Raw genomic sequence first — 26,913 nt, forward strand, 5'->3', positions numbered from 1 at the left:
GAGGGACAAATATACAGTTTATTTACAAACTGAATTCGTAAGATGACTTTGGTCTTTTGTTAATTAGGTATAATAAAGAAAGTGAAGCCCATTTACAATTGTTTTGTTTTTTAGTAGAATCATAAAATTATACAGTAAAATTAGATTTTATTTAAAGAATGGTTCGTTAAACTTAAAAAGCGTTAAAAAAAACGGATTGACCACTTTTTTTTGTAAATTTAATAGTCGTTAGAATAAACGTATAATATTAAAAATCAAATCATTATGAAAAATTTATTATTATTTATAGTCGCTGTGTTATTTTGTTCAGGAGTAGAAGCCCAAGATAATAAAATGCAAAAGGAAAAGATGCATGATGCTAAAATGGCACAAATGAAAGAGTATTTGAAAATGAAGGACGGTAAGGTAATGATGATGAAAGAGGGTAAGATGATGATGATGAATAAAGAGATGACATTGTCTAACGGTACTGTAGTTGCTCCAAATGGAATGATGAAAATGAAAAATGGCCAGTCTATGATGATGAAAAATGGCGAAATGATGAATATGCAAGGCATGATGATGAAAAATTATGTAAAAATGAAAGATGGCAAAATGATGATTATGAAAGATGGTAAAATGATGATGATGGATAAAGAAATGAAAATGTCTAACGGTGCAATGGTCTCTCCAAACGGAATGGTTAAAATGAAAAATGGGAAAACCATGATGATGAAAAATGGGGAGAAAATGGATATGGACGGCATGATGATGGAGAAAATGGAAATGAAAAAAGACAAAAAATAAAACGCTTTGAAGTTCAGTTTTTGATTTTAAAAAAAACAGTTAAAGTGTTAGTTTTTACAACCGAAGCCTATTATTAGGCTTCGGTTTTTTTATTTCATTTAAAACTCTAGCCTATAGAACCCTTTAATTTTAGTTGAATAATAAATTTTAGTTTACAAATATTTATTTATCGACTATATAATTCTATTTTTGCACAACACAACTAAATATACATGTACAAACTTCTTATTCGTCCGCTATTTTTCTTATTTGATCCAGAAAAAATACATTATTTCACTTTCGCGTTGGTTCGCATTACTTCTAAAATCCCTGGTTTTTCGGCAATTTATCGTTCGCTTTATCTGGTAGATGATAAGCGTTTAGAAACCGAAGTTTTTGGATTGAAATTTAAAAACCCAGTAGGTCTTGCCGCTGGTTTTGATAAGGATGCCAAGCTGTATAAAGAGTTGTCGAACTTTGGTTTTGGATTTATAGAAATTGGTACTTTAACACCAAAAGAACAAGATGGAAACCCTAAAAAGCGATTATTTCGTTTGAAAGAAGATTTGGCAATTATTAACCGAATGGGTTTTAATAATGGAGGAGTTCTGGAAGCAGTAGAACGATTGAAAGCAAATAATGGCGTTTTAATTGGAGGAAACATTGGTAAAAATAAATTGACACCAAATGAAGAAGCGACATCTGATTACGAAATATGTTTTGATGCTTTGTATGATTATGTTGATTATTTTGTAGTGAATGTAAGTTCGCCAAACACACCAAATTTGCGTGCGCTACAAGATAAAGAGCCATTGACTCAGTTGTTGCAAACACTTCAAAATAAAAATTTGGCTAAACCAAAACAAAAGCCTGTCCTTTTAAAAATTGCTCCTGATTTAACAGATGAACAGTTATTAGATATTATTGATATTGTAGCTGAAACTAAAATTGCGGGTGTAATTGCAACCAATACAACTATCTCGCGTGAGGGACTACAATCAGTCAATAAAGCCGAAATGGGGGGATTGTCTGGGAAACCATTAACAAAACGTTCAACAGAAGTAATCCGCTTTTTATCTGAAAAAAGCAATAAAGCTTTCCCTATTATTGGAGTAGGAGGAATCCATTCTGCTGATGATGCTATAGAAAAACTAGAGGCTGGAGCAAGCTTGATACAGTTGTATACAGGTTTTATTTATGAAGGACCAGCATTAGTAAAAGCGATTAATAAAAAGATTTTGGAACGAATGAAATAATTCGCTTCTCTTCCTAATATAAAGTCCGTTAGCCATTTCTAACGGACTTTTTTGTTTTAAAGAACTTGTACTAAAAGTCCTGTAAGTAAGGCTATCCCGAAGCTTAATAAAGTGCCTATTAATACATATTCGGTTAATTTTCGGTCTTTGGCCTCTTTCAAATCTCCAAAACGAAAAATAGATTTGGCTACCAATAAAATGGAATCGCTTAAAAAGGGTTGTGATAATAAAGCTAAAATAAATAAGTGACCTAATATTTAATATTACCAAATTATGTAATATTTATTTGTATTACCAAAATACAGAATACGTTAAAGTTCTTAAAATTTAAAAGGCATCATTTAGAAATCCTAATTGTTTTTCTATCTTTGAAACTATATGAAGCAAGTGAAAATTATAGAATGTCCTCGTGATGCTATGCAAGGTATTAAACCTTTTATTCCTACAGATAGGAAGGTAGCTTACTTACAATCTTTATTGCGTGTTGGGTTTGATTCTATTGATTTTGGAAGTTTTGTTTCTCCAAAAGCAATTCCGCAAATGGTGGACACTGCCGAAGTTTTAGCACAACTAGATCTTTCGGAAACTACCAGTAAACTTTTAGCTATCATTGCAAATACAAGAGGTGCTGAAATGGCTTCTAAGCATGCTGAAATACAATATTTAGGGTTTCCTTTCTCGATTTCCGAGAATTTTCAAATGAGGAATACGCATAAAACTATAGCCGAATCTTTAGTTACACTTACCGAAATTTTAGAAATTGCGGATCAAACTAGTAAAGAAGTGGTTGCTTATTTATCAATGGGATTTGGTAATCCATACGGGGATCCATGGAACGTAGATATAGTAGGAGAGTGGACGGAAAAAATGTCTAACATGGGAGTTAAAATACTATCCCTTTCCGATACTGTGGGTAGTTCTACTCCTGATGTGATTAGCTACTTATTCTCCAATTTAATTCCAAAATATCCTGAGATTGAATTTGGTGCCCATTTGCATACCACTCCTGATAAATGGTTTGAAAAAATTGATGCGGCTTATAAAGCGGGATGCACTCGTTTTGATGGTGCTATTCAAGGTTTTGGTGGTTGCCCAATGGCCAAAGATGATTTAACAGGTAATATGCCAACTGAGAAATTATTATCTTATTTTACTGCTAATAAAGTAGAAACCAACTTGAATCCGTTGAGTTTTGAAAGTGCGTATAATGAAGCGTCCAAGCTATTTGGTGAATTCCATTAATTCATAAATAAAGACACAAAAGTTAATAATAAGTATACATAGAAAGCGTTAATACTATTCTAAATAGATTTACTTTTATATTTATGATTTTTAGAATAAAAAAATACTGCAATCTTACTGTTTTAGTTACAGTATTATTTACTTTTTTTTCGGTTTCTTGCTCCAGTGATTTAGATTTTAATCAAGCGAATAACCTTAAATTAGAACCTGTTATTGTTGCTAATTTAACTTATTTTGATCTTTCTGAAAATGGATTTATTGAAAATGGAATTGAGCAAAAAGTAGCTTTTGATGCCCAAGATTTTGATGTTTTTCGGGATTCTTTCTTTCGAGATAATTTAAAAAGGGCTGACTTTTTTTTTGAAATCAATAACACTGTAAATAGAATGTTTACAATAAACATTGTGCTTTTAGATGGAAATGACCAGCCACTTTATTTCATTCCTTTTACTGTACCAGCCTATAATGGTACTCCTAATATCATAACTAAAACAGAAGTTTTTGAAAATTTAAATCTGGAGTTACTTAAGAGCACTAAAAGAATGGGCTTTGTAATTGCTATGGCTCCTGGAACACCATTGGATGGTAGTGGTCAAGGAAGTTTAAAACTACGCTCAAGTGCAACTGTTTATTTTGAAATAAAATGAGGAAAGTATATTTATTAGGCTTACTATTCCTTTCTATTAGTAGTTTTAGTCAAAACAAACAAATTCTATATAATTTTACTTCGGTGCCTCAATCTTTAATGAGTAACCCTGGCGCTGATGTTAAGTACAAATATTATTTTGGAGTTCCTTTGTTATCTGGAATTTCAGCTAATATAGGTTCGTCAGGATTTTCAGCTTATGATTTATTTGCAAATGACGGAGTCGATTTTAATACCAAGTTGCAAAATATTGTATTGTCTACTTCAAGAAATGATAAAATTGCCTTAAATGAACAAATAGAATTGTTTACTGGAGGTTTTCAAGTGGGTAATTGGGAGAGTAAAGGATATGTTTCTTTTGGAATGTATCAAGAATTTGATTTCTGGTCTTATTTGCCACAAGATTTGGCTACATTTGCCCTGTACGGAAACAAAGATTATATAGGCAAAGTGTTTAATTTGGGAGATTTAAGTGTAAAATCTGAATTGCTTTCAGTATTGCATATTGGTTTTCATAAAAATATAAAGGAGAATCTTATTATTGGAGGAAGAGCCAAATTGTATTCGAGTGCTTTTAATGCAAGGTCTACAAATAACTCGGGATATATTTATACCATACCGTCAACGACCACTGTTTATGAACAAGTCATTTATTCCGATTTGCAACTCAATACTTCTGGTATTTCTAAATATTTAGAAAAAGGATATCAAGGAAATATCGGTAGTGATATGCAAAAGAAAGCATTATTTGGTGGTGATATGGGATTGGGATTCGATTTAGGATTTACATACTATCCAGAAAAAAACATTCAAGTTACAGCAAGTGTAATTGATGTAGGATTTATAAAACATAGCAAAGATGTTGAAACATTTACATATAAAGGTTCTTATAAATATGAAGGGATAAATCCAAAGTTTGACGGGAATTCTAATCCTAAAAATGTGTTTGAAGAATTTCAAGCGGCCATTCCTCGAGATACACTTTATGCAGGATATACAACTTTGCGTCCAGTTAAATTCAATGCATCGTATCAATATTCATTTAATGATTCAAGAGGAGGAGACTGTAATTGTAGTGGTGAAGAATCGGAATATAAAAACGCAGTAGGTGGTCAAGTGTTTATGATGACTACACCAAGAGCTCCAATAGTTGCTTTGACAGGTTATTACAGACGAAATGTTTTACAAAATTTACAAATGAAGGCAACGTATACTGTAGATACTTTCTCGTATACTAATATTGGTTTAGGACTTTCTGGAAATTTAGGAAAGTTTAATATGTATTTTTTGGCTGATAATCTCTTGGAATATCAGGATCTGGCTAAAGCCAATAGTTTGTCTTTTCAATTCGGATTTAATTTTATTTTTAAAGAGAGTGATGACTAATTAGTATAGTAACAAGGAACTATTTGATTTTATAATTGCAATACTCTTTCGAAAAAGATCTATGCTAATTTTTAATGATTAAAAATAACTTGAATATTATTCACTAGTTTTTCAAACATTTTATCAAATAATTTGCTATATTTGCACGCAATTCAACTAGAAATTGCAACATGATAGCACACAACTCCAAGATTATCGGCGAAGGTTTAACTTACGATGATGTATTATTAGTTCCTAATTACTCGAATGTGCTTCCTCGCGAAGTGAGTATCCAATCAAAATTTTCAAGAAATATAACGCTAAATGTTCCTATTGTATCCGCAGCTATGGATACCGTTACTGAAAGTGCTATGGCTATTGCTATGGCTCAAGAAGGAGGGATAGGTGTATTACATAAAAACATGACTATCGAGCAGCAAGCAGCTAAAGTTCGTAAAGTGAAACGTGCTGAATCAGGTATGATCATTGATCCAGTAACTTTACCGCTTACTTCTACTGTTGCTGATGCTAAAAATGCGATGAAAGAATACGGTATCGGTGGAATTCCTATTGTAGGGGTAAACCAAATACTTAAAGGAATTGTTACTAATAGAGATTTACGTTTTGAAAAAAACAATGCAAGACCTATTATTGAAGTAATGACAAGCGAAAATTTAATTACTGTTGCCGAAGGGACTTCCCTAGAACAAGCAGAAGTAGTTTTGCAAGGACATAAAATCGAAAAATTACCAGTTGTAAATGACGACTATAAATTAGTAGGTTTAATTACTTTTAGAGATATCACTAAATTAACTCAAAAACCAATTGCGAATAAAGATGTTTATGGGCGTTTGCGTGTAGCGGCTGCTATTGGTGTTACTGGTGATGCAGTAGAAAGAGCGGAAGCTTTAGTAAACGCAGGTGTAGATGCTATTATTATTGATACCGCTCACGGTCATACTCAAGGTGTGGTAAACACGTTGAAACAAGTAAAAACTAAATTTCCTCAAATCGATGTGATTGTAGGAAATATTGCGACTCCAGAAGCGGCTAAATTTTTAGTAGAAAATGGAGCAGATGGAGTAAAAGTAGGAATTGGGCCAGGTTCAATTTGTACTACTCGTATTGTAGCAGGTGTTGGTTTTCCTCAGTTTTCTGCAGTGTTAGAAGTAGCTGCTGCATTAAAAGGAACAGGTGTGCCCGTTATTGCTGATGGAGGGATTCGTTACACAGGAGATATTCCTAAAGCGATTGCTGCAGGTGCTGATTGTGTGATGTTAGGATCACTTCTTGCAGGAACGAAAGAGTCTCCTGGAGAAACTATCATTTTTGAAGGTAGAAAATTCAAATCATATAGAGGAATGGGTTCTGTTGAAGCAATGGAAACCGGTTCTAAAGACCGTTATTTCCAAGATGTAGAAGATGATGTAAAGAAATTAGTTCCAGAAGGAATTGTGGGACGTGTGCCTTACAAAGGGGAACTAAACGAAAGTATGTTACAATTCATTGGAGGTCTTCGTGCCGGAATGGGGTACTGTGGTTCAAAAGACATTCCTACTCTGCAAGAAACAGGACGTTTTGTTCGTATTACTGCAAGTGGAATCAATGAAAGTCACCCACACAATGTAACTATTACAAAAGAAGCGCCAAATTATTCAAGATAATTGGATCAAATAGAAATAATTAAAAAGGCAAAAGTGTTCTACTTTTGCCTTTTTTTATGCTTACTCTTTAAATAAAGTATTCATCAATTTGTTGTTTCCTACAATCCATAGAATATCATCTTTTTGTAAAACTATATTGGATTCTGGGTTTAGTATTCGTTGTCCGTTACGTTCAATTCCTACTAGCAAACCATTCGTTCGCTCTCGTAATTTTGATTGACCTACGCTTCGCCCAATAAATTCCTCATTGTTCAGTTCTATTTGTTTTAAAACAAGATTGTTGTCCTGTTTTGCAGGTTCTTTAATTTCATTTCCTTTTAGATAGTTTGAAAATTGTTCGACTTGTTCATCGGTACCAATCACGCAAATTTCATCTCCTGGAAACAAACGTTCTAATTTATTAGGAATTTGAATCGTTAATTCCCCACGCTTTATAAAAGCAATATTAATTCCTAAATCTTCTCTAATATGAAGCTCACGAAGCGTTTTCCCGGCTAAGTTAGATTCTGGAGCAATTTCAAATGTGGACATATGTCCGTCCCAAGGGGTTAAATTGGCATGACGACGGTCTACTTTTTTTGTTTCTCTGTTGTTGAGGTTTTTTAGAAAATGATTTTCAATTTTATGATATTGGGCATGCAGCTGTTTTGGAAAAAAGAAATAGATAGTTATAGAAACAACTAAGGCGAAAAAAGCAATCACAGGGGAGAAAAAGATATTCAATAGAAACCCGATATAAAACAACGCCAATCCCATTCTAAAAAAGATCATCATCAAAATCGGCCCTCTGTATTTGCGTTCTTTATACAATGCATCTACTTGTTCCACTGCCACACGGCGAAGCGACAAAGCCCATAAGAAAGGAGAAATAATAATAATAGTAATTAAGGCTGCTATAGCATTACCAAATTTCGAGTCTTCAACCAATGGCAATACGTAATTAGCCGACAACAGAATAATTGATGTAATAATTATAGTGTTTAAGACAATCTGCATTAAATAAGCACGTATGGCTATTTGCCAAGTACTTACGGAACGAATCGCTTGGGCATTTGTACTGTAACGAGCGATATTTTTCACCCATTTTCTAGGTAATTTTCGCTCTAATATTTCCGAAAATGGGACGGCCATTTTCACCATAAAAGGTGTCGTAAAAGTAGTAATCGCTGAAACGGCTACTACAATAGGGTATAAAAAGGAACTGGTCACATTCATCGACATTCCTAAGGTGGCAATAATAAAGGAGAATTCACCTATTTGAGACAAACTCATTCCTGTTTGCACTGCTTGTTTCAACGGTTGACCAGATATCAAAGCACCAATAGTAGAACTAATCGATTGTCCAAAGATGGTAACAAAAGTAAGAATCACTACGGGTATTGCATGTTCATACAAGGTAACGGGATCAATTAACATCCCAACAGAAACAAAGAAAATGGCGCCAAATAAATCCTTTACCGGTTTTACTAAATGTTCAATATGTTCCGCTTGCGTCGTTTCGGCAATGATGGATCCCATGATGAATGCTCCTAAGGCTGGAGAAAAACCAACATCTGATGCCAGAATAACCATCATTAAACAAAGGGCAAGGGAGATGATTAATAACATTTCATCCGTTAGTAAATGCTTTGCTTTTTTTAATAAAGAAGGAATAAAAAAGATACCCCCCATAAACCAAGCGGTCAAGAAAAAAACAAGTTTTAAAATGGACATTAACAATTCAGTTCCGGAAAATTTCTGGCTTACCGCAACTGTAGACAGTAAAACCATCATCAAAATGGCAACAATATCTTGAACAATCAAGGATCCAATTACGATTCCGGCAAACTTTTTAGCCTTAACGCCTAGTTCGTCGAAGGTTTTAAGAATAATGGTTGTGGACGAAATGGAAAGGATGACTCCCAAGAAAATAGAATCCATTTGTCCCCAGCCCATCCATTTTCCAGCCAAAAAACCAATCAGCACCATAGTCACAATTTGGGTGACGGCGGTGATGGAGGCGGTACCTCCCACCTTCATTAATTTCTTAAAACTAAACTCCAGTCCAAGGCTAAAAAGTAGAATGATAACGCCAATCTCTGCCCAAACTTCAACACTCTTCACATCTTTCACCGATGGAAAAAAGTCAAAATGAGTTCCCGCCAGAAATCCTGCAATTAAATATCCTAAAACTAATGGTTGTTTGAGTTTCTTAAATATCAAAACGGCAATACCAGCAGTCATCAGGATCAATCCTAAGTCGCTAATAAGTGGTTCTAAATGTGTTGTCGTTTCTGCTATTGTTGCTGCGGCACTCATAATTTATTGTTGTAGCTAATCCAGCTTTCCATTTCAAGCTTTTGGTCAAAAAACTTTTTTATTAGGCAGTTGGCAGGAGTTTCCTTTGGTCACTCTACCCATTGCCATAAAAATAGTTTTTATCCCGCAAGGCTTTCCATTACAATCTGGGCTAGTATGATTTTTATATTTGTTAATTCGTTTTTAAAAAAACCGCCTCTATAGATGGACTAAAAAAAAGCTATCGTTAAAGATAGCTTTTTTTAAAGTGTATATTTTTAAAATTTTAGTGCAACAAGCACTTTTATCATATTCAAAAAAATAGAAACTAAGAATTTACAATTTTTCTGTTTCCGTTCTAGATTCCTAAGAAATTACTAGGTGTGATTTGCATTAATTCTGCTTTTATTTCTTCCGAAACATCAAGTGTTGCTATAAACCCATGAATTGCTTTCTTGTCAATCGCTTCATTTGTTCTTGTCAATCCTTTCAATGCTTCATACGGATTTGGGTAGGCCTCACGACGCAAAATCGTTTGAATTGCCTCCGCAACTACAGCCCAGTTTTTCTCTAAATCTTCGTGGAATTTAGATTCGTTCAATAGTAATTTATTCAATCCTTTCAATGTAGCTTCAAATGCAATGATGGTATGTCCAATTGGTACACCTACATTTCTTAAAACGGTGCTGTCAGTCAAATCACGTTGCAATCTTGACAATGGTAATTTTGCCGAAAGGTGTTCAAAGATGGCATTCGCTATTCCTAAATTTCCTTCTGAGTTTTCAAAATCAATTGGGTTTACTTTATGTGGCATTGCAGAGGATCCAATTTCTCCAGCTTTGATTTTTTGCTTGAAATATTCCATAGAAACATAAGTCCAAATATCTCTATCTAAATCGATAATTATGGTGTTTATTCTTTTCAACGCATCAAAAAAGGCAGCAAAATGATCGTAATGTTCAATTTGTGTTGTTGGGAAAGAGTGGTGTAAACCTAAAATATCCTCCACAAATTTTCCTCCAAATTGTTTCCAGTCAATTTGTGGATACGCTACGTGATGCGCATTGTAATTTCCAGTTGCACCACCAAATTTAGCTGCAAAAGGAATGTTGAATAACAAACGCATTTGCTCTTCTAGTCGCTCTACAAAAACACCAATTTCTTTACCCAAACGAGTAGGGGAAGCCGGTTGTCCGTGTGTCCGTGCTAGCATAGGAATGTCTTTCCATTCTACACTTAAGTCTTTCAACTTTGAAGTTAAAGTAATTAAAGATGGCATGTATACTTTTTCAAACGCTTCCTTTGTAGAAAGCGGTATTGCTGTATTATTGATATCTTGAGAAGTCAACCCAAAGTGGATGAACTCTTTATATTGAGATAAACCTAATTTTTCAAAAGCATCTTTGATAAAGTACTCTACCGCTTTAACATCGTGGTTGGTTACTTTTTCCGTTTCTTTGATCCAAAGTGCATCTTCAGTAGAAAAGTTTTTATAGATGTTACGTAAGCTTTCAAATAAATCTGGGTTTACTCCTTTAAGTTGTGGCAAAGGAATTTCGCACAAAGCAATGAAATACTCGATTTCAACTAATACGCGGTATTTTATTAATGCTTCTTCTGAGAAAAAAGGAGCTAAAGAAAGTGTCTTGTTTCTATATCTTCCGTCGATTGGAGAAATAGCATTCAATTCGTTTAAAGTAGTCATTGTTTTGTTGTTTGTTCGAAAGGCACAAATATAAACCTTTCGTGACAAAATAGAAAACGAATGGTTTTTAAATAAGGTCGATTAGCTTCTTTTTTAATATTTTCATTCCTTCAGAAGCCACTTCTGGAATCACTTCCAGTGGATTTCTCAAATTCGGGATTTTAATGGGTTTTGGATCGATGTAAAAAAGAGGAGTTTCTGGATTTGTAAAATCGATTAATCCTGCGGCGGGATAAACTTGTAATGAGGTACCAATAACAGCAAAATAATCGGCGATTTCAGTAATACGTATCGCCTCTTCCAGTGCGGGAACATCTTCCCCAAACCAAACAATATGAGGTCGCAATTGATTTTGATTGCTATCTAAATCACCAAAATTTAAATCTTCGGTCCAATCCAAAATATAATTTACGTTTTTGGTGCTTCGCACTTTCAATAATTCGCCGTGTAAATGCAATACATTTGTGCTTCCAGCACGTTCGTGTAAATCATCTACGTTTTGAGTAATGATATATACTTCAAATTCATTTTCTAATTCAGCCAGAATTTGATGGCCTAAATTCGGTTGCACTTCTTTGAGTTGTTTTCGTCTTTGGTTATAAAAATCTAGTACTAAGGCAGGATTTTTATGCCAGCCTTCGGGAGTCGCCACATCCATCACGTTATGTCCTTCCCAGAGGCCGTCGCTGTCACGGAAAGTCTTGATGCCACTTTCGGCACTAATTCCTGCTCCTGTTAAAACCACTAATTTCTTTTTCATAGATTTTTTCCTTCTTCGGATGAATTACTTGTACAAAAATAAATTATTGTGGCTCTGTTTAACCACTGATGTACTGATTTTTTTACCAACTGTAAATAATTGGGACACGGATTGTACGGATTAAGCGGATTTTGACGGATTTTTTAATCTGCGAATCTGTGGTTATTATTCTTCTACTAATAAAATTTTTTAATTTGAGGTTAGTTTTCTCGACACAGTTTTTAAAGAATTAGTTAAATATAAATCTGTGAATTCGTGGCTATTTTTTCTTTTTACTATTTTTGCCAAAAAAACTTCCCCATGGTTGATATCGATTACCTTAATTTCCTAGAAAATATTCTAACAGATAACCGCAAAGAGAAATTTCTGAAAGTACTAGAAAATAGAACCAATCATTTTACTATTGCTGTTGAAGATATTTTTCAAATGCACAATACCAGTGCGGTGATGCGCAGTTGTGAAGTTTTTGGAATCCAAGAACTCAATGTTATTGAGCAACGGTACGGGAAAAGTATCGATAAGGAAATTGCGATGGGAGCTCAAAAATGGGTGGATATCAAGACCTATGATAGTATAACAGATTGTGTGGATACGTTGAAAAATAAAGGCTACCAAATCATCGCGACGACTCCTCATGACAATGATTGCTTGATGGATGATTTTGATATAACAAAACCCAGTGCCTTATTTTTTGGAACCGAAAGAGACGGACTATCCGAAGAAATTTTAAAACGTGCCGATGGTTTTCTTAAAATTCCTATGGTGGGTTTTACCGAGAGTTTGAATATCTCCGTTTCGGCTGCCATTATCATTCAAAACCTAACCAATAGATTGCGTAATTCCAACATAGATTGGCATCTTTCCGAAGAGGAAATTTTGGTGAAAAGATTGGCTTGGGCCAAAAACTCGATAAAAGATATTAAAAGAATTGAAGCTAGGTATTTTGAGGAAAACCCAATCTAGTATAACAAACACTTAAAAGAGCTTTTAACCGTTAGCTGAGTCATTGCAAGGAACGAAGCAATATCATTCTGTATACCCGCAGCAAAAGATTTTGATTATAGATGTATTTTAGTGGGATAGCTTCGTTCCTCGCTATGACTTTTATTGTGGGCAGCTGTTTAGTTTTTTTGTTTGTACTTTTTAAAAAGGGAATAGTCATAACACTAATAATAGCCCAGATTTTGGATTCATGCCCATTCCTTTAATTAAGTTCAATCTAGTCTTTAGATTTTATTGTTGCTATTCTTTGCGTGCAGGGATTGTACCTCCACGTTATTAGGTTGGCTGAGTCATTGCGAGGAACGAAGCAATCTCATCCCGTTTTTTGACAAAGTATGTAATAAGCTTAAGTAAGCTAATAAGGTTTCTTATCATAAACCGCGTTGAAAACGCTACGATTTGTTTTCTAATTTAAGTAGGTACTCGTTAAAAACAATCACCAGATTGCGTGGACAAACGAGAGCCAGTTAGATTCGTAAACGCTCAATTTTTGGCTAAACGAAAACTTGATGCGAAACGATAATTCCACTAAATTCCATCTATATCAAAACGGCTGTTAGCCGGTCGTTGTTATTATTTAGTTGTCTCAATTTCATAAAATATAGGCATATGGTCACTTAGTTTTAGCCATTTGTCAGTTTGGCCGATTTCAAATTTTTTTGTCCGTTCAGTAAATTTTTCAGTTCCAAAAATGTAGTCAATATGATAAGGTCTTGCAATGTTTTTCCGAAAATACAACGTCGGTATAGATTCTTTTCCGTGTTCTTCTCCGTTGAATTTATGATAAATACTTTCAATTCCATATTCTTTTAATTCACTTACGACATCAGAATGATTCCACCATCTATCCCATTCGTCCCAAATTGCATTGCTGTTAAAATCTCCAGCTATCAAAGTTCTGTTTAGCTTGTCTTTGTTTACCTGTAAGTATTTCCATAGTTGTCCTATATAGCCAAAATTTGGTGAGTTATTTCTATGTGTCCAAACAGCAAGAAGGTCAAAGTCATTATTTACTTTACAAGGCAAAAAATGTTTTACAGTGTGATTCTTAAAATTATTTGTCCAATCTAATTTTTCAAGAATGATTTCTGGTTTTGCAAAAATGCCAAGACCTTTGTTTTTCGTGTCTCCAATCCAAAGATGATTTTCTGCCCAATTCTGATATTCATTATGTTTAGATTCGGTTGGATTTTCACATTCTTGAATTATATGAATGTTTGCTTGATAGTCCAATAGACTGTCAAACTTTTTTCTAAATGCACCGTTACAATTCCAAGTTATTATCTTCAATTTCGTGTCGTTTTTTTACAATGCCCGATAACTTGTTAATTTCATCAAATATATACAACTTATTTATTTATTCTAAAATTATATATAAGTTGTTTGCCTAGCCCCGATAGCAGTGGAAATCCTTTTACTTTTTTCTTTAAAAAGTAAAAGATTGCAACGAATAGCGGGAATAGCTCCTAAAAAAAATCCTCAACTACTTTCGTAATTGAGGAATTTAATTTTATAAAGAAACGGAGTTGTTATCCGTTTACAATAACCCATTGACCTGAGGCGATTAAGCTTTCGGCTTTTTTGTATTTCATTTCTTGTGTTTGTCCGTTGGCCACGTTTTGAATGGTTACGTTGTCATTGCGGTTGATTTTTGGCATATCTCTCACGATAGTCTCTGTAACTTGACGTTGTTGTGTTTCGCCAGCTTCTTTATTGGCAACTTCACTGCTTGGAATTTCGTCTTTACTTAATTTGTAATCTTCTTTTTGACGTACTTCTACCGCTTCTTGAATTTTTTGATTTTGTTGTGCTGGCAAATCTCCTTTGAACAAGAACGAGATTACTTCTTTATTGATACCGTTTAGCATACCGTTGAATAAGTTGAACGCTTCAAACTTGTAAATAAGTAATGGATCTTTTTGTTCGTGAACCGCTAGTTGAACAGATTGTTTCAATTCGTCCATTTTACGTAAGTGTTTTTTCCAAGCTTCATCCACAATTGATAAGGTGATGTTTTTCTCGAAATCAGCGACTAATTGCTTTCCTTCTGTTTCATATGCTTTTTTCAAATCAGTTACTACGTTTAGTGATTTCACACCATCCGTAAATGGAACTACAATACGCTCAAACTGATTGTTTTTGTCTTCGTATACTTCCTTGATGATAGGGAAGGCTTCTCTAGCACTACGATCTGTTTTTTCGTTGTAATATTTTAAAGCTTCTTTGTATACTTTTCCTGTTAACTCAATATCAGTTAATTTTACGAAATCACTTTCGCTAACTGGAGAGGTTATAGAGAAATAACGAATTAAATCAAACTCGAAATTTTTGAAATCATTAGATGGTTTTGTATCCTGAATGATCAACTCACAAGTGTCATACAACATGTTAGCAATATCCAGTTTTAGACGTTCTCCAAACAAGGCATGACGACGACGCTTGTACACTACTTCACGTTGTGCATTCATTACATCATCATACTCTAATAAACGCTTTCGAACACCAAAGTTGTTTTCTTCTACTTTTTTCTGTGCACGCTCGATTGATTTAGTCATCATCGAATGTTGGATTACTTCTCCTTCTTCTAATCCCATTCTGTCCATTACTTTGGCTACTCTTTCAGAACCAAATAAACGCATTAAGTTATCTTCAAGAGAAACATAAAATTGAGAACTTCCCACATCTCCTTGACGACCAGCACGACCTCTTAACTGACGGTCAACACGACGAGAGTCATGACGTTCCGTACCGATGATTGCTAATCCACCAGCGGCTTTCACTTCGGCAGATAATTTAATATCCGTTCCACGACCCGCCATATTGGTTGCAATGGTTACGATACCAGGTTTTCCAGCTTCTTCAACGATTTGTGCTTCTTGCTTGTGCATTTTGGCATTCAATACATTGTGCGCAACCCCTCTCATTTTTAGCATTCTACTCAATAATTCAGAAATATCAACTGAGGTTGTACCAATAAGAACTGGTCTTCCTGCTTGTGATAAGGCAGTTACATCTTCGATTACTGCATTGAATTTTTCACGAGTTGTTTTGTAGATAAAATCTTCTTTGTCAAGTCGAGCCATTGGTCTGTTAGTAGGAATTTCTACTACATCCAATTTATATATTTCCCATAATTCTCCTGCTTCTGTAACCGCCGTTCCAGTCATACCCGCTAATTTGCTGTACATTCTGAAATAGTTTTGTAGTGTTACCGTTGCAAAAGTTTGAGTAGCCGCTTCGATTTTTACATTCTCTTTGGCTTCAATCGCTTGGTGTAGTCCGTCAGAGTAACGACGACCATCCATAATACGACCTGTTTGCTCATCTACAATCATGATTTTGTTATCCATGATTACGTATTCTACATCTTTTTCAAATAAAGAGTACGCTTTTAATAGTTGAGTCAACGTATGAATACGCTCGCTTTTAATAGCAAAATCTTGAAATAATTTTTCTTTTTCTTCTGCTTCAGCGTCTTTGTCTAACTTTTTCTTCTCGATAATTGCAATCTCAGTTCCAATATCTGGAAGAACGAAAAAGTCAGTATCGGTATCTCCTGAAAGGTATTTGATACCATTATCAGTCAATTCAACTTGGTTATTTTTTTCTTCAATTACAAAGTACAATGCTTCATCAATCTTGTGCATTTCACGGTTGTTGTCCTGCATGTATTGATTCTCCGTTTTTTGAAGTAATTGACGAATTCCTTCTTCACTTAAAAACTTAATCAATGCTTTGTTTTTAGGCAAACTTCTATAGGCTCTTAAGAGTAAAACTCCACCTTCTTTAGTATTTCCTTCTTTGATTAATTTTTTAGCTTCTGATAAAAAGTTGTTTGCCAATTGACGTTGTAAACTTACTAAGTTTTCAATTTTTGGCTTCAACTCATTGAACTCATGACGATCTCCTTGTGGTACTGGACCAGAAATAATCAATGGTGTTCTTGCATCATCAATTAATACCGAATCGACCTCATCGACAATAGCATAATTGTGCTTTCTTTGAACCAAATCATTTGGAGAATGGGTCATATTATCTCTTAGGTAATCAAAACCAAATTCATTATTAGTTCCGTAAGTGATATCAGCATCATATGCTTTTTTTCTAGCTTCTGTACTTGGTTGGTGATTGTCAATACAATCTACAGTCATACCATGGAATTCAAACAAAGGGGCTTTCCAAGTACTATCACGTTTTGCCAAGTAATCATTCACCGTTACTAAATGTACACCGTTACCAGTCAACGCATTTAAGTAAAGAGGTAAGGTTGCTACTAATGTTTTTCCTTCTCCCGTTTGCATTTCGGCAATTTTACCTTCGTGCAATACCATTCCACCAATCAGCTGAACATCATAATGGATCATATCCCAAGTAATTTCTTTACCTGCTGCATTCCATTTATTTTGCCATACTGCATTTTCTCCAACAATTGAAACGTAAGGCTTAGCTCCAGAGAATTCTCTGTCTTTGGCTGTAGCAGTAACTGTAATTTCTGAATTGTCTTTGAAACGTCTTGCTGTTTCTTTTACTACTGCAAAAGCTTCAGGAAGAATTTCAAGTAATGTTTTCTCTGATAAATCGTAAGCTTCTTTTTCTAAAGCGTCGATAGCTAAATAAAGGTCTTCTTTTTTATCAATGTCTTCAATGCCTTCAACTTCTTGTTTAAGTGTAGCAATTTTACCGTCAATACCTGCACGAGCTTGTTTTAGCTGGTCTTTGAAAAAGTAGGTACGCGCTCTTAATTCATCATGAGATAATGAAATTAAATTGCTTTCGAATGTTTTTATTTTATTTAAATAAGGTTGTAAAGCTTTTACATCTTTATCAGATTTGTCTCCAACAAAGGCTTTAATAATGCTGTTTATGAAACTCATAATTATATCGTATTTCTAATTTTATTTTATCGTGTAAATTTAACCAAAAAAAAAGCCTCTTTTGAGACTTTTTCTTTTGTTTATTCTTTAATATTCATCCTCATTCCAAAGATAATCTTCGTCAGTAGGGTAATCAGGCCAAATTTCTTCCATTGACTCGTATATCTCGCCTTCATCTTCAATAGACTGTAGGTTTTCTACTACTTCTAAAGGAGCACCAGCACGTATAGCGTAATCAATAAGTTCATCCTTGTTAGCAGGCCACGGCGCATCACTAAGATAGGATGCTAATTCTAATGTCCAATACATCTTTTGTCGATTTAGTTTTGTGCAAAAATAATTTTTTTACTGAAAAAGACAAGTAAAAAATCATTTATTTTATAAAAAAGTTAAGAACGTGTTTTTTAGTTTAAAGTTTCAGTCTTAAAGTTTTAAGTTTTTGACCAGAAATTTACTTCCTTGGAATCCATTTAACTTCCTCGGCGTTCAAATCTAGAGACAACTTTCGTGCCAATACAAAAAGGTAGTCAGAAAGTCGGTTGAGGTACTTAATTGCGATATCAGCGACAGGCTCATTATGGCTTAAATGAACTGCCAAGCGTTCTGCGCGACGACAAACACAGCGGGCTATATGACAATATGACACTGTAGTATGTCCTCCAGGCAATACAAAATGAGTCATTTGCGGGAGCGCTTCTTCCATGCTGTCAATTTCATTTTCTAATAATTCAATATCACTCTCCACGATTCCTAATTTTTTTAATCGCAGTTCTCCATTTTTCATTACCTCTTTTTCTTGTGGTGTAGCGAGAATCGCACCCACAGTAAACAAACGATCTTGAATTTCGGCTAATATTTCTTTATAATGAATGTTCATTTCTTGGTCACGAACAAGTCCTATATGTGAGTTTAATTCGTCTACAGTTCCGTAACTTTCAATTCTAATATGATCTTTTGGGACTCTAGTTCCTCCAAAGAGGGCTGTAGTTCCTTTATCACCAGTTTTAGTATATACTTTCATTTTGAGGATATTTGTTTATTCGTGGATTCGTTTCGTTTTATGTAAAAAACAAAATTACTGTATTAATTCGAGTACTGCATTAACATATCTGGTCAATGCACCTTGAGATAAATTGAAATACAAATCAGGTTCAATACATTCTACTTCCATAAGATGCAATTCGTTTTCAATGATAATTCCGTCTACGCGAGCATACAATAAATTATTAGGAAAAGTATTTACTATTTTTTGTGCTTTTTCTATTAGTTCTTGCGATGGTTCAATCAATTTGTATTTTCCGCCAAACTGAACTTGAATTCTAAAATCACCATCTACTGGTTTTTTATTAACTGCATGCGAGAATTTTTTATTGAAAAAGATAAAGGAAGTTTCGCCCAAAGTTTGGATTTCAGGCATGAATTCTTGCAGTAGCAATTCTTTTTCGGAAGCAATGGCTTTGTATTGCGTATTGATTTTTTCAATATCCTTCAGTTCAAAAACTTCAGTTTGATAAGATCCAGCAGAAAAAGCAGGTTTCAATACCATTTTTTTCCAATGTGTAGGAATTATTTTGGAAAGATTTAAATCCTTTGTTTTTTCTAAGAAAACAGTGGGCAGGATTATAATCCCTTTCTTTTCCATTTCACGTAAATAGAACTTGTGCTTGTTGTTTTTTATGATATCAATTGAATTGAGGGTTTTGATTCCCAATTGTTCAATATGGTCTAACCAATTGTTGAATGCGGTTTCTTTCTCGAAATAATCCCAAGTATTACGGAAAATTAAATAATCAAAATCACTCCATTGAATGCTTTTATCATCCCAAATAGCAGCGGTAGCAGTAATGTTGTGTTTGGCTAATTCGGGTAATAATAATTGGTCTTCGGGGGTTAATTCAGGAAGTTTTTCACAAGTCAATATGCCAATTTTCATTTTGTTTTATGGGTTTTATATCATTCGAATGTGGTGCGCGACTGACTTAATAAATACTTTATTTTGTAGTGTCACTTTCTACCATTCCATCTCGCAACCTAATGATGCGATGAGCATATTCAGCAATTTCCTCTTCGTGAGTAACTAAGATGACAGTGTTACCATTAGCATGAATCTCATTAAAAAGCTTCATGATTTCTAATGATGTTTTACTGTCTAAGTTTCCTGTAGGTTCATCAGCAAGTATTATCGAAGGGCTATTTACCAATGCTCTAGCAACCGCTACACGTTGTCTTTGTCCACCAGAAAGTTGGTTGGGATGGTGATCCATTCTATCTGATAATCCAACTTGAGTCAATACTTCTTGTGCTCTAGCTCTTCTATCTGTTTTTGAAAACCCTGCATAAATCATGGGTAAAGCCACATTGTCTAGAGCTGTTGTTCTAGGCAAAAGGTTAAAAGTTTGAAAGACAAAACCAATCTCTTTATTGCGAATTTCGGCTAATTCATCGTCTTTCATTTTACTAACATCTTTACCGTTAAGAATATAATTTCCAGACGTTGGTGTGTCTAAGCAGCCTAAAAGATTCATTAAGGTCGATTTTCCAGAACCCGAAGGTCCCATAAGTGCAACGTATTCTCCTTTATTAATTTGTAAATCTATGCCTTTTAAAACATTTACAATTTCTTCTCCAAGTACAAAATCTCTTTTGATATTGGTTATTTTTATTAATGGGTTTGCCATTGCTATCTACTATTGATGAATTATGTTTTCTAGGTTTTAAAAGTACAAAAGACTTTCGAATTAACTATAAGTTGTCCAAAATACATTTTTGTTACAAAATAAATTAGATATAATATGAGGAAGTTGCAATCAGTAGTTTTTTGTTTTTCGAAAGAAATACTGTCGTAAAACACTTAGGAAAAAGTGTTATATAATTTTGTGTCATTGTTATGTAATTCACACTTTTTTTAAAATTTATCACAATTTTATTAATTATTTACAACATTCACATATTTGTATTGAATATAATGCAAAGGTAGGTACATTTGTTGAGTAATAATTAATAAATCAGAAATTATGAAAAGTAGAAATTTAGTATTAGGAATGGCGGTTATCGCCCTAGGGTTTACATCTTGTAAAGATGAGAAGAAAGAAGCAGCAGAAAAAACAGTTGATACCTATGTTGTTTATGTTGATTCATTAGGTAATGTTGCAAAAGAAGATGCTAAAGCAAACTGGCAAGCTATTGAAGCAACTTATGAATTAAAAAGTAGTCAAGCAGAAACTGCGTTGTCAGATCTTAAAGAAGATATGAAAGCGAAAGAAAAAATAGAAGCTAGTAAAGCTAAATATGAAGCATTGAAAGCAATGATGATGGCTGATATGGAAGCTTCAAAACCAAATCCTAAACAACAAATGAGAAATGCTTTGTTTGGTGAAGGAAAAGTAGGAACAGATATGAATTTTGATTGGGTAAATGCAGGAAATATTCACAGTGTGTACCAACAATTTGTTCACACAGTTGAAGATAATAAAGATAGCTATTCTCGAGAAGATTGGGATGAAATCAAATTGATGTATGAAGCATTAGACAGTAGAAAAAATACAGTAGAAAAAGAAGGTCTTTCATCTGAAGATAATAGAAAAATTGCTGGTTTAAAATTGAAATTTGCACCAATGTATACTTTAAATAGAATGGGAGCAAAATCAGAAGAAATGGAAAAAGCTAAACAATAATAGTTTTACTAATTCAAGGAAAAATGGCAATCAGGGATGGTTGTCATTTTTTTTGTTCCAATATTTTTTTAAAGTTTCCGATTTTACATTTAATAATGGCCTAATTAGTTATTTTGTAGATTGCCATAATGTCTTTCAAGATAGCGTCAAAATTGATATTAAGATCCACTAATTTTCCAGTGTGAATATCAAAAATCCAACCATATACTTTTAAATTTCGTTCCGTATTTGCTTTTTGCACTTCGGCCGTTTTGATGACGTTGATGCATTGTTCTTGTACATTTAACTCCACTAAACGTTTGTATTTTTCTTCTTCATTAGTGATAGCTTCTAATTCTTTTCTATGTATTCGATAGACATCACGAATATTTCTTAACCAAGGGTTTAAAATTCCTAAGTCAGACTGTTGCATCGCAGCATGTACTCCTCCGCAACCGTAATGACCACATACAACAATATGATTTACTTTGAGATGAATGACTGCATAATTAATTACTGACATCGAATTAAGATCAGTATTGGGAACCATATTCGCAATGTTGCGATGTACAAAGACATCTCCTGGTTGCAGTCCCATAAGTTCTTCCGCAGAAACTCGACTATCTGAACAACCAATATATAGGAATTCAGGAGCTTGTCCTTTGGCTAATGTGTTAAAATAATTTTCGTCAGTTTGAAGTTGTTTGGTAATCCATTTGCTATTGTTTTCGAAAATTTGTTTGATATCCATAAATTGATTTTTTAGGATTAAAGATATTTATCTATGTTCTAATTGTAAAATGTTCTTTGGGTTGTTCTCGTCTAAAAAATACTAATCCCCACTGGAAAGTATCTATTGTAACGGTCGCTTTTGGATGGGCTTTAATTTCTTTCCAAGCGTCTTCCATATCGGCTGACCAATGAATATCGTCAAAAATCCAAACGGTTTCATTAGTTACAGTGTGAAGTAGTTGCTCAAAATAAGCTAATGTGGCTTTTTTCGAATGATTCCCGTCGAAAAAAATCAGTTTAAAGTTTCTATTTTCTATTTTCAAGTCGTCTAAATAACTTTCAAATGGAGTCACAATAGAAGTTATATTGGTTAATTCAAATTCTTGAAATTGATTTTGAGCAATATTTGCTGTTTCGGGGCAACCCTCTAGCGTGGTTAATTTTGCATTTTTACTTCCCAATGCCATAGTAGCTGTAGCGAGACCTAATGAAGTTCCTATTTCTAGTATTGATTCTGGTTGAAAATAATTAGAGATCCTAAATAATAATTCAGCTCGTTTTGAAGTAATTCCTGCTGTTTTGGTAATTTGGGCTATTGCCCTAGTGTTCGATTTGAAAACTTTGGATCCCGCGCCAAAGTCGGTTACTTCTATGGTATTCGGATTTGCTAAAAGTGATTTTCTATAATTATTCAAAACCGTGTATTCTGGTTTTGGTTTTCGATCATAAAAACATTTGGTGATTAAATTAAATACAAAAGGCGAATGAACTGCATGCTCATTTTTAGAATGCCAAAGGAATTGTAAGTACGATTTTATTTGGAAAAACATATTTTTATAAGCTTCAAAGTAGCAAAGGTACAAAGATTATGAGTGATACTGAGTTGGGTTTTTAAGTTTAAATATACTTATCACTTCAAAAATTAAGTCATTTCAAAAAAAACTATATTTACGCTCTTAAAATCAATAGCCATACAATTTCAGAAGATGATGAACGAAGAACAAATACATGGAGGAGTAATCACATCGGAAGAAATTAACCGTTGTATTGCGATTCTCGCTCAATTAAATATGGATACTGATCAAATATTTGATATTCCAAAAGAACAAAGAACGGCTTTAATAAAAGCGGCAGGTCAATTCTCGAGACCAGATCGAGACGAGCTTTCTCGTAGAAAAAAAGACGGAAAAGCAGTTGCAAAACGTAAAAAAGAAAAGCAAGATAGAACGGCACGTAAAGAAACTGGAATTAGATATGCGCGTGAAGCAACTGTTTTTGTTGCGCCAAAATTACTGGCTTTTAATGATTTAGAAAGCAAAGAGCAGTTAGAGTTAGAAACGTCTAGGAATTGCTATGTATGTAAAACGTCGTTTACTAAAATGCATCACTTTTATGATACTATGTGTACTGATTGTGGCGATTTTAATTATGCCAAACGTTTTCAAAGTGCTGATGTAAAAGGACAAGTAGCTGTTATTACCGGTTCTCGATTAAAAATTGGGTATCATATTACATTGATGCTACTACGAGGAGGAGCAACGGTTATTGCAACGACACGTTTTCCAGTTGATTCAGCTTTGCGTTTTGGGAAAGAACCTGATTTTATGGATTGGGGACACCGTTTAAAAATCCATGGATTGGATTTAAGACATATTCCTAGTGTTGAGATTTTTTGCAATTTCATAGAGCAGAAATACGAGCGATTGGATATTTTGATTAATAATGCGGCGCAAACTGTACGACGTCCTGCTGGTTTTTATACCCACATGATGGAGAATGAAGAGCGTCCAATTCATACTTTGCCTAAACAAGCACAAGAATTATTACTAGATCATATTAATTGTCTGGATGAATTAAAAGTATTGACTTCGGGAGCTTCTTCTAATGAAAATATGCCAGTAACTTGGCATGGTCCTGAACCGGGAATTGGTTTGCGGGCTTCCGCCAAATTATCTCAGATTCCTTACTCCTTTGACAATGCGCTTGTCGCTAACGAGGTCTTTCCTGAAGGAGAACTCGATGCTGACTTGCAACAAGTAGATTTAAGAAAGACGAATAGCTGGCGTTTAAAGTTGGGCCAAATAGAAACTACCGAAATGATTGAAGTACAATTGGTGAATTCAGTTGCACCGTTTGTATTATGTAATCGTCTTTCGGAAGTAATGAAAAAAGACAATACGGGACAAAAGCATATTATTAATGTTTCTGCTATGGAAGGGAAGTTTCATCGCTTTTTTAAAGAAGCCCGACATCCACATACTAATATGGCTAAAGCTGCTTTGAATATGCTTACGCATACCGCTGCTGGTGAATTGGCGAAAGTCGGAATATTTATGAATGCCGTAGATACGGGCTGGGTGACTGATGAAGATCCTGCCGAATTAGCCAAGAAGAAACAAGAACTCGAAGATTTTCAACCTCCTTTAGATATTGTGGATGGTGCGGCTAGGGTTATGGATCCGTTATTTGATGGTATTAATACTGGAAAACATTGGTGTGGGAAGTTCTTGAAAGACTACAACCCGATTCCTTGGTAAAAGCATGTCCCCCTTCAATAGGGAATTCTAATAATTTATAAAATAGAGCCACAACAGAATATAATTTTGTTGTGGTTTTTTGTTGCTACTTATTACGTGCATAGAATATATTCATAGTTTTTATCTATTGAAAAAAATATTTTTGATAATAAATTTTATGTAAATTAGCATAGAAACTTTATAAAACAAAAATCATATATAATTATGGAAAACAACAATAATCCAAACGGTGAAAGTAAATGTCCGTTTTCAGGAAGTGCTACAAAGCAAAGTGCAGGTTCAGGGACAAGAAACAATGATTGGTGGCCAAATCAGTTAAAATTAAGCATCCTACGTCAGCATGCTGATCTGTCTAACCCAATGGGTGAGGAGTTCAACTATGCAGAAGAGTTTAAAAGTCTTAATTTAGCAGCACTTAAGGAAGATATTTTTGAATTAATGACAAACTCTCAAGAATGGTGGCCTGCTGATTATGGTCATTATGGCCCATTTTTTATTCGAATGGCATGGCATAGCGCAGGAACGTATCGTATTGCTGATGGTCGTGGTGGAGCAGGTATGGGGACGCAAAGATTTGCACCGCTGAACAGTTGGCCAGATAATGTGAATTTAGATAAAGCACGTTTGTTATTATGGCCAATTAAACAGAAATATGGTAAGAAAATTTCTTGGGCCGATTTGATGGTGCTTACTGGTAACTGTGCTTTAGAATCAATGGGGTTAAAGACTTTTGGTTTTGCCGGTGGACGTGCTGATGTATGGGAACCAGCTGAAGATATTTACTGGGGTTCTGAAGGGAAATGGTTGGATGACAAGCGTTATACAGGAGATCGTGAATTAGAAAATCCATTGGCTGCTGTTCAAATGGGACTTATTTATGTAAATCCAGAAGGACCTAATGGAAATCCTGACCCATTGGCTTCAGCTCGTGATATTAGAGAAACTTTTGCTCGTATGGCAATGAATGATGAAGAAACTGTGGCGCTTATTGCAGGTGGGCATACTTTTGGAAAAACGCACGGAGCTGCTGATCCAAACGAATATGTAGGTCCAGAACCAGCAGCTGCACCTATTGAACAACAGGGACTTGGGTGGAAAAACACTTTTGGTACTGGAAATGGAGAATATACAATAGGCAGCGGTCTAGAGGGTGCTTGGACAACAACACCAACAAAATGGAGTAACAACTATTTTGAAAACTTATTCGGATTTGAATGGGAGTTAGCAAAGAGTCCAGCCGGCGCTCATCAATGGAAGCCAAAAGCGGGAGCAGGTTCAGGTACAGTACCAGATGCTCATAATCCATCAAAAAGTCATGCGCCAACTATGCTTACTGCTGACCTTGCCTTGAGAGCTGATCCTATTTATGAACCTATTTCAAGACATTTCTTTGAAAACCCGGATGAATTTGCGGATGCATTTTCTCGAGCATGGTTTAAATTGACGCACCGTGATATGGGGCCAATAGAACGTTACCTTGGACCAGAAGTACCGCAAGAAGAATTGATCTGGCAAGATCCAGTTCCAGCGGTTAACCATGAACTAATCGATGCAAATGATATCGTTGCTCTTAAAAGTAAAATATTGGATTCAGGACTTTCGGTATCTCAATTGGTATCTACTGCTTGGGCTTCGGCATCAACATTTCGCGGTTCTGATAAAAGAGGTGGGGCTAACGGAGCGCGTATTCAACTCGCGCCACAAAAAGATTGGCAAGTAAATAACCCTGCTCAGTTAGAGAAAGTATTAGAAACACTTAAAGGAATTCAAGCAGCGTTTAATAATGCACAATCTGGAGGAAAAAAAGTGTCTCTAGCGGATTTAATTGTTTTGGCTGGTTGTGCAGGTGTTGAAAAGGCAGCTGCAAATTCAGGTCATAATGTTACAGTTCCATTTACTCCAGGAAGAACAGATGCTTCGCAAGAACAAACAGATATTGAATCATTTGCAGTTCTAGAGCCAGAAGCTGATGGATTCCGAAATTATATGAAGGCAAAATACACTACATCCGCTGAAGAAATGTTAGTAGATAAAGCACAATTATTAACTTTAACTGTGCCAGAAATGACTGTTTTAATAGGTGGACTACGTGTTCTTAATACTAATTTTGATCATTCTAAAAAAGGAGTATTCACTAGTCGTCCTGAGGTACTTACTAATGACTACTTTTTAAATCTTTTGGATTTAGGAACCACTTGGAAAGCGGCTTCAGATTCAGATGAGTTGTTTGAAGGTCGTGATCGCAAGACTGGAGAATTAAAATGGACTGGAACGCGTGTTGATTTGATATTTGGTTCAAATTCTGAACTTAGAGCAATTGCCGAGGTTTATGGTTGTGAAGACTCTCAAGGTAAGTTCTTAAAAGACTTTGTTGCAGTGTGGAACAAAGTGATGAATTTAGGGCGGTACGATCTAGATTAATTTTTAGTTAAAGG

At 34.7% G+C, this 26,913-nt stretch carries 21 protein-coding genes and 1 pseudogene; 10 read left to right on the top strand and 12 right to left on the bottom strand.

Annotation, left to right across the window (positions count from 1 at the left end):
• Positions 1-264 precede the first annotated feature (264 nt).
• Together AB3G36_RS08820 and AB3G36_RS08825 are read left to right on the top strand one after the other, a co-directional pair.
• Positions 265-786 (top strand): DUF6799 domain-containing protein, encoded by a 522-nt coding sequence (locus tag AB3G36_RS08820; protein WP_367751861.1) that lies wholly within the window; start codon positions 265-267, stop codon positions 784-786.
• Positions 787-998: 212 nt separating this feature from the next.
• Complete coding sequence (locus AB3G36_RS08825) at positions 999-2,021, top strand: quinone-dependent dihydroorotate dehydrogenase (RefSeq protein ID WP_367751863.1); 1,023 nt, start codon at positions 999-1,001, stop codon at positions 2,019-2,021.
• A 56-nt stretch (positions 2,022-2,077) separates the two neighbouring features.
• On the opposite strand, the pseudogene AB3G36_RS08830 reads toward AB3G36_RS08825, so the two are convergent.
• Positions 2,078-2,218, bottom strand: a pseudogene (locus tag AB3G36_RS08830) (DUF3307 domain-containing protein); the annotation flags it as partial.
• A 181-nt stretch (positions 2,219-2,399) separates the two neighbouring features.
• Here AB3G36_RS08830 and AB3G36_RS08835 point away from each other — a divergent pair.
• From AB3G36_RS08835 to guaB, 4 genes are all read left to right on the top strand, one after another.
• The gene (locus AB3G36_RS08835; protein WP_367751865.1) at positions 2,400-3,263 is read left to right on the top strand and encodes a hydroxymethylglutaryl-CoA lyase; all 864 of its coding nucleotides are present in this window, start codon (positions 2,400-2,402) and stop codon (positions 3,261-3,263) included.
• An 83-nt stretch (positions 3,264-3,346) separates the two neighbouring features.
• Positions 3,347-3,910 (top strand): hypothetical protein, encoded by a 564-nt coding sequence (locus AB3G36_RS08840; protein ID WP_367751867.1) that lies wholly within the window; start codon positions 3,347-3,349, stop codon positions 3,908-3,910.
• Positions 3,907-5,295: a DUF5723 family protein gene (locus AB3G36_RS08845; protein ID WP_367751869.1), complete on the top strand. Its 1,389-nt coding sequence runs from the start codon at positions 3,907-3,909 to the stop codon at positions 5,293-5,295. Before AB3G36_RS08840 ends, AB3G36_RS08845 begins: the two co-directional genes overlap by 4 nt.
• 170 nt (positions 5,296-5,465) lie before the next feature.
• Positions 5,466-6,938 (top strand): IMP dehydrogenase, encoded by a 1,473-nt coding sequence (gene guaB / locus AB3G36_RS08850; RefSeq protein ID WP_367751871.1) that lies wholly within the window; start codon positions 5,466-5,468, stop codon positions 6,936-6,938.
• 60 nt (positions 6,939-6,998) lie between these two features.
• On the opposite strand, the gene AB3G36_RS08855 is transcribed toward guaB, so the two are convergent.
• From AB3G36_RS08855 to AB3G36_RS08865, 3 genes are all read right to left on the bottom strand, one after another.
• Positions 6,999-9,236, bottom strand: a complete 2,238-nt coding sequence (locus AB3G36_RS08855; RefSeq protein ID WP_367751873.1) for a cation:proton antiporter — start codon at positions 9,234-9,236, stop codon at positions 6,999-7,001.
• Positions 9,237-9,573: 337 nt separating this feature from the next.
• Positions 9,574-10,920, bottom strand: coding sequence for an adenylosuccinate lyase (gene purB / locus AB3G36_RS08860; RefSeq protein WP_367751875.1), 1,347 nt, complete (start codon positions 10,918-10,920; stop codon positions 9,574-9,576).
• Between the two features lie 67 nt (positions 10,921-10,987).
• The gene (locus AB3G36_RS08865; RefSeq protein ID WP_367751876.1) at positions 10,988-11,680 is read right to left on the bottom strand and encodes an NAD-dependent deacetylase; all 693 of its coding nucleotides are present in this window, start codon (positions 11,678-11,680) and stop codon (positions 10,988-10,990) included.
• 300 nt (positions 11,681-11,980) lie between these two features.
• Between AB3G36_RS08865 and AB3G36_RS08870 the strand changes: the two genes are divergently transcribed.
• Positions 11,981-12,643, top strand: a complete 663-nt coding sequence (locus AB3G36_RS08870; protein WP_367751878.1) for a TrmH family RNA methyltransferase — start codon at positions 11,981-11,983, stop codon at positions 12,641-12,643.
• A 612-nt stretch (positions 12,644-13,255) separates the two neighbouring features.
• Here the strand turns inward: AB3G36_RS08870 and AB3G36_RS08875 are convergent.
• From AB3G36_RS08875 to AB3G36_RS08900, 6 genes are all read right to left on the bottom strand, one after another.
• Positions 13,256-13,972, bottom strand: a complete 717-nt coding sequence (locus AB3G36_RS08875) for an endonuclease/exonuclease/phosphatase family protein (RefSeq protein WP_367751880.1) — start codon at positions 13,970-13,972, stop codon at positions 13,256-13,258.
• A 239-nt stretch (positions 13,973-14,211) separates the two neighbouring features.
• A complete protein-coding gene (gene secA, locus AB3G36_RS08880; protein WP_367751882.1) occupies positions 14,212-17,556 on the bottom strand; it encodes a preprotein translocase subunit SecA in 3,345 nt (1,114 codons plus the stop codon).
• An 87-nt stretch (positions 17,557-17,643) separates the two neighbouring features.
• Positions 17,644-17,865: a DUF2795 domain-containing protein gene (locus AB3G36_RS08885; protein WP_007138072.1), complete on the bottom strand. Its 222-nt coding sequence runs from the start codon at positions 17,863-17,865 to the stop codon at positions 17,644-17,646.
• A 142-nt stretch (positions 17,866-18,007) separates the two neighbouring features.
• On the bottom strand, positions 18,008-18,577 hold the full coding sequence (locus AB3G36_RS08890) for a cob(I)yrinic acid a,c-diamide adenosyltransferase (protein ID WP_367751889.1): 570 nt from the start codon (positions 18,575-18,577) through the stop codon (positions 18,008-18,010).
• Between the two features lie 54 nt (positions 18,578-18,631).
• On the bottom strand, positions 18,632-19,489 hold the full coding sequence (locus AB3G36_RS08895; protein ID WP_367751891.1) for a RimK family alpha-L-glutamate ligase: 858 nt from the start codon (positions 19,487-19,489) through the stop codon (positions 18,632-18,634).
• A 58-nt stretch (positions 19,490-19,547) separates the two neighbouring features.
• Positions 19,548-20,234, bottom strand: coding sequence for an ABC transporter ATP-binding protein (locus tag AB3G36_RS08900; protein ID WP_367751893.1), 687 nt, complete (start codon positions 20,232-20,234; stop codon positions 19,548-19,550).
• Positions 20,235-20,570: 336 nt separating this feature from the next.
• Between AB3G36_RS08900 and AB3G36_RS08905 the strand changes: the two genes are divergently transcribed.
• A complete protein-coding gene (locus AB3G36_RS08905; RefSeq protein ID WP_367751895.1) occupies positions 20,571-21,230 on the top strand; it encodes a DUF6565 domain-containing protein in 660 nt (219 codons plus the stop codon).
• A gap of 100 nt (positions 21,231-21,330) precedes the next feature.
• On the opposite strand, the gene AB3G36_RS08910 is transcribed toward AB3G36_RS08905, so the two are convergent.
• Positions 21,331-21,960 carry a carbonic anhydrase gene (locus AB3G36_RS08910; protein ID WP_367751897.1) on the bottom strand — a complete coding sequence of 210 codons (630 nt, stop codon included), beginning with the start codon at positions 21,958-21,960 and terminating at the stop codon, positions 21,331-21,333.
• Between the two features lie 31 nt (positions 21,961-21,991).
• Positions 21,992-22,771 carry an O-methyltransferase gene (locus AB3G36_RS08915; protein WP_367751899.1) on the bottom strand — a complete coding sequence of 260 codons (780 nt, stop codon included), beginning with the start codon at positions 22,769-22,771 and terminating at the stop codon, positions 21,992-21,994.
• A gap of 159 nt (positions 22,772-22,930) precedes the next feature.
• Here AB3G36_RS08915 and AB3G36_RS08920 point away from each other — a divergent pair, with 159 nt between their 5' ends.
• Positions 22,931-24,478: an SDR family oxidoreductase gene (locus tag AB3G36_RS08920; protein WP_367757919.1), complete on the top strand. Its 1,548-nt coding sequence runs from the start codon at positions 22,931-22,933 to the stop codon at positions 24,476-24,478.
• Positions 24,479-24,682: 204 nt separating this feature from the next.
• Positions 24,683-26,899 (top strand): catalase/peroxidase HPI, encoded by a 2,217-nt coding sequence (katG, locus tag AB3G36_RS08925; protein WP_367751901.1) that lies wholly within the window; start codon positions 24,683-24,685, stop codon positions 26,897-26,899.
• Positions 26,900-26,913 lie beyond the last annotated feature (14 nt).

The organism is Flavobacterium sp. WC2430 (assembly GCF_040822075.1).
Taxonomy (GTDB): Bacteria; Bacteroidota; Bacteroidia; order Flavobacteriales; family Flavobacteriaceae; genus Flavobacterium.

Bases quoted from the DNA above. Each gene is read 5' to 3' on its own strand.
- AB3G36_RS08820 (WP_367751861.1), top strand. From the start codon at position 265: ATGAAAAATTTATTATTATTTATAGTCGCTGTGTTATTTTGTTCAGGA.
- AB3G36_RS08825 (WP_367751863.1), top strand. From the start codon at position 999: ATGTACAAACTTCTTATTCGTCCGCTATTTTTCTTATTTGATCCAGAA.
- AB3G36_RS08835 (WP_367751865.1), top strand. From the start codon at position 2,400: ATGAAGCAAGTGAAAATTATAGAATGTCCTCGTGATGCTATGCAAGGT.
- AB3G36_RS08840 (WP_367751867.1), top strand. From the start codon at position 3,347: ATGATTTTTAGAATAAAAAAATACTGCAATCTTACTGTTTTAGTTACA.
- AB3G36_RS08845 (WP_367751869.1), top strand. From the start codon at position 3,907: ATGAGGAAAGTATATTTATTAGGCTTACTATTCCTTTCTATTAGTAGT.
- guaB (WP_367751871.1), top strand. From the start codon at position 5,466: ATGATAGCACACAACTCCAAGATTATCGGCGAAGGTTTAACTTACGAT.
- AB3G36_RS08855 (WP_367751873.1), bottom strand. From the start codon at position 9,236: ATGAGTGCCGCAGCAACAATAGCAGAAACGACAACACATTTAGAACCA.
- purB (WP_367751875.1), bottom strand. From the start codon at position 10,920: ATGACTACTTTAAACGAATTGAATGCTATTTCTCCAATCGACGGAAGA.
- AB3G36_RS08865 (WP_367751876.1), bottom strand. From the start codon at position 11,680: ATGAAAAAGAAATTAGTGGTTTTAACAGGAGCAGGAATTAGTGCCGAA.
- AB3G36_RS08870 (WP_367751878.1), top strand. From the start codon at position 11,981: ATGGTTGATATCGATTACCTTAATTTCCTAGAAAATATTCTAACAGAT.
- secA (WP_367751882.1), bottom strand. From the start codon at position 17,556: ATGAGTTTCATAAACAGCATTATTAAAGCCTTTGTTGGAGACAAATCT.
- AB3G36_RS08885 (WP_007138072.1), bottom strand. From the start codon at position 17,865: ATGTATTGGACATTAGAATTAGCATCCTATCTTAGTGATGCGCCGTGG.
- AB3G36_RS08890 (WP_367751889.1), bottom strand. From the start codon at position 18,577: ATGAAAGTATATACTAAAACTGGTGATAAAGGAACTACAGCCCTCTTT.
- AB3G36_RS08895 (WP_367751891.1), bottom strand. From the start codon at position 19,489: ATGAAAATTGGCATATTGACTTGTGAAAAACTTCCTGAATTAACCCCC.
- AB3G36_RS08900 (WP_367751893.1), bottom strand. From the start codon at position 20,234: ATGGCAAACCCATTAATAAAAATAACCAATATCAAAAGAGATTTTGTA.
- AB3G36_RS08905 (WP_367751895.1), top strand. From the start codon at position 20,571: ATGAAAAGTAGAAATTTAGTATTAGGAATGGCGGTTATCGCCCTAGGG.
- AB3G36_RS08910 (WP_367751897.1), bottom strand. From the start codon at position 21,960: ATGGATATCAAACAAATTTTCGAAAACAATAGCAAATGGATTACCAAA.
- AB3G36_RS08915 (WP_367751899.1), bottom strand. From the start codon at position 22,771: ATGTTTTTCCAAATAAAATCGTACTTACAATTCCTTTGGCATTCTAAA.
- AB3G36_RS08920 (WP_367757919.1), top strand. From the start codon at position 22,931: ATGAACGAAGAACAAATACATGGAGGAGTAATCACATCGGAAGAAATT.
- katG (WP_367751901.1), top strand. From the start codon at position 24,683: ATGGAAAACAACAATAATCCAAACGGTGAAAGTAAATGTCCGTTTTCA.